The organism is Ensifer sp. ENS10, assembly GCF_014852025.1.
Taxonomy (GTDB): domain Bacteria; phylum Pseudomonadota; class Alphaproteobacteria; order Rhizobiales; family Rhizobiaceae; genus Ensifer.
In genome coordinates, this window is record NZ_JACVAS010000027.1 from 1 (window position 1) to 2782 (window position 2782).

Here is a 2782-nt window from a genome sequence, read left to right on the forward strand (position 1 = left end):
CTGGCGATTTCGCCAGCCGAGTGTTTTGCCTGGCTTTGGGCTGTCGCTCGGGATCACGCTGAGTTGGCTGGTGCTGATCGTGTTGATCCCGCTGTCGGGGCTGGTGTGGCGGGCAAGCGGGCTCGGCTGGGCCAAGTTCTTTGAGCTGGCGCTCGATCCGCGCACGCTCAATGCCCTGAAGATCTCGTTCGGCACGGCGTTTCTCGCCGCGATCATCAACCTCGTCTTCGGCGTCATCCTCGCCTGGGTGCTGGTGCGCTATCGTTTCCCCGGCAAACGGGTGATCGACGCCATGGTCGACCTGCCGTTCGCGCTGCCGACCGCGGTCGCCGGCATTGCCTTGACGACGCTTTATGCCGGCAACGGCTGGATCGGCCAGTTCATCGAGCCGCTCGGGCTCAAGATCGCCTTTACGCCATCCGGCATCGTCGTCGCGCTGATCTTCGTCGGCCTGCCGTTTGTTGTCAGGACCGTGCAGCCGATCATGGAGGAGATCGACAAGGAGGTGGAAGAAGCCGCAGCCACCCTTGGCGCCAGCCGTTTCCAGACGATCAGCCGGGTATTGTTGCCGGGACTGCTGCCGGCCGGCCTCACCGGCTTTGCGCTCGCCTTTGCCCGCGGCGTCGGCGAATACGGCTCGGTGATCTTCATCGCCGGCAACCTGCCTTATGTCTCGGAGATCGCCCCGCTTCTGATCGTCATCAGGCTTGAAGAGTTTAACTATGCTGCCGCCACCGCCATTGCCGCGGTGATGCTGGCGATCTCCTTCGCCATGCTGCTCCTCATCAACTCGATCCAGGCCTGGAGCCGGCGGAGATATGTCTATGTCGCATGATCTGACCGCATCCGGGCCGCAACGGGCCTTGCCGGCGCTGGCTGCCGCCACCTCGGAAAGCCGCTTTGCCCGGCTGACCCTGACGATCACGGCGCTTGTCTTCGTCGCGCTGTTTTTGCTTTTGCCGCTCGCCGCCGTCTTCACCGAGGCGCTGCGCAAGGGACCGGCCGAGTTCGTTGCCGCGCTCGGGGACACCGAGACCTTCTCGGCCATCCGCCTGACGCTGACCGTCGCTGCCATCGCCGTGCCGCTCAACCTCGTCTTCGGCGTCGCCGCCGCCTGGGCGATCGCCAAGTTCGAGTTCAAGGGCAAGGCGTTCCTGACGACGCTGATCGACCTGCCGTTCTCGGTCTCGCCGGTCATCTCCGGCCTCGTCTTCGTGCTGTTGTTCGGCTCGCACAGCCTGATCGGTCCCTGGCTGCAGAGCCACGGCATCCAGATCCTGTTTGCCGTGCCCGGTCTGGTGCTCGCCACCGTCTTCGTCACCTTCCCCTTCGTCGCCCGCGAGCTGATCCCGCTGATGCAGGAACAGGGCAGTAGCGACGAGGAGGCAGCCCTGTCCTTGGGGGCGTCGGGCTGGCAGACCTTCTGGTTCGTGACGCTGCCGAACATCAAATGGGGGCTGCTTTACGGCGTGCTGCTCTGCAACGCCCGCGCCATGGGCGAGTTCGGCGCCGTCTCGGTGGTCTCCGGCCATATCCGCGGCGAGACCAACACCATGCCGTTGCAGGTCGAAATCCTCTATAATGAATACAACTTCGTCGCCGCCTTTGCGGTGGCGGCGTTGCTGGCGCTGCTGGCGCTGATCACCCTGATTTTGAAGACGGCGCTGGAGATCCGCTACAGCGCCGAGATCGCCGCCAGCCGCAGGCATTGAAAGGTCAAACGCTATGGACGTGCGCGTTCACAACATCCGCAAGGAATTCGGCCGCTTCCCGGCGCTCGACGACGTCTCGCTCGACATCCGCTCCGGCGAGCTGATCGCGCTGCTTGGCCCCTCCGGCTCCGGCAAGACGACCTTGCTGCGTCTCGTTGCCGGGCTCGAAAGCCCGACCGGCGGCACGATCTTCTTCGGCGACGAGGATGCCTCGCAAAAGACGGTGCAGCAGCGCAACATCGGCTTCGTCTTCCAGCACTATGCCCTGTTCCGCCACATGACGGTGCTCGACAACGTCGCCTTCGGCCTCAAGGTGCGCCCGGGCAATCGCCGGCCGCCGGCCGCCGAGATCCGCAAGCGGGCGCTCGACCTGCTCGATCTGGTGCAGCTCTCCGGTCTCGACAAACGCTATCCGGCGCAGCTGTCCGGCGGCCAGCGCCAGCGCGTGGCGCTCGCCCGCGCCATGGCGGTCGAGCCGAACGTGCTGCTGCTCGACGAGCCCTTCGGCGCGCTCGACGCCCAGGTGCGCAAGGAACTGCGCAAGTGGCTGCGCGAGATCCATGACCGCACCGGCCACACGACGATCTTCGTCACCCACGACCAGGAGGAGGCGCTGGAACTGGCCGACCGCGTCGTCGTCATGAGCAAGGGCGCGATCGAACAGGTCGGCACCCCCGACGAGATCTACGACCATCCGGTTTCGCCCTTCGTCTTCGGCTTCATCGGCCAGTCGAACGCGCTCGCCGTCACGCTCCAGAACGGCGAGATCTGGTTCGAGGACCGGCCGATCGGGCTCAGGGCTCCGGCCGAGCCGGACGGGCCGGCCAATCTGCACTTCCGCCCGCACGACATCGAGCTGATCGACGGCTGCGGCGGCTGTCTCGCCGGCCTCGTCACCGCCAGCCGCCGCGTTGCCGGCACCCGCCATCTCGAACTCGACCTTGGCCGCAACCATCCGCATGTCGAGATCGAGCTGTCGCCCGAACGCGCCGCCGCCGGCGACCACAGCCGCATCGCCTTCCGGCCGACAAAGTGGAAACTCTTCAGAGACAACAGAGAGCAGGCTGTAG

The 2782-nt window shown here is 65.7% G+C and carries 3 protein-coding genes; all 3 read left to right on the plus strand.

Going from position 1 to position 2782, the window contains the following annotated elements:
• Positions 1-835, plus strand: an 835-nt coding sequence (cysT, locus tag IB265_RS36175; RefSeq protein WP_113133515.1) for a sulfate ABC transporter permease subunit CysT, incomplete at its 5' end; no start/stop codon positions are given.
• Positions 825-1712: a sulfate ABC transporter permease subunit CysW gene (cysW, locus tag IB265_RS36180; protein WP_192496219.1), complete on the plus strand. Its 888-nt coding sequence runs from the start codon at positions 825-827 to the stop codon at positions 1710-1712. The genes cysT and cysW, both read left to right, overlap by 11 nt.
• Before the next feature lie 13 nt (positions 1713-1725).
• Positions 1726-2782: sulfate/molybdate ABC transporter ATP-binding protein (locus tag IB265_RS36185; RefSeq protein WP_113133517.1), on the plus strand; the 1057-nt coding region annotated here is incomplete at its 3' end.

Excerpts from the sequence above, each read along its gene's own strand:
- cysW (WP_192496219.1), top strand. The coding sequence starts at position 825 with ATGTCGCATGATCTGACCGCATCCGGGCCGCAACGGGCCTTGCCGGCG.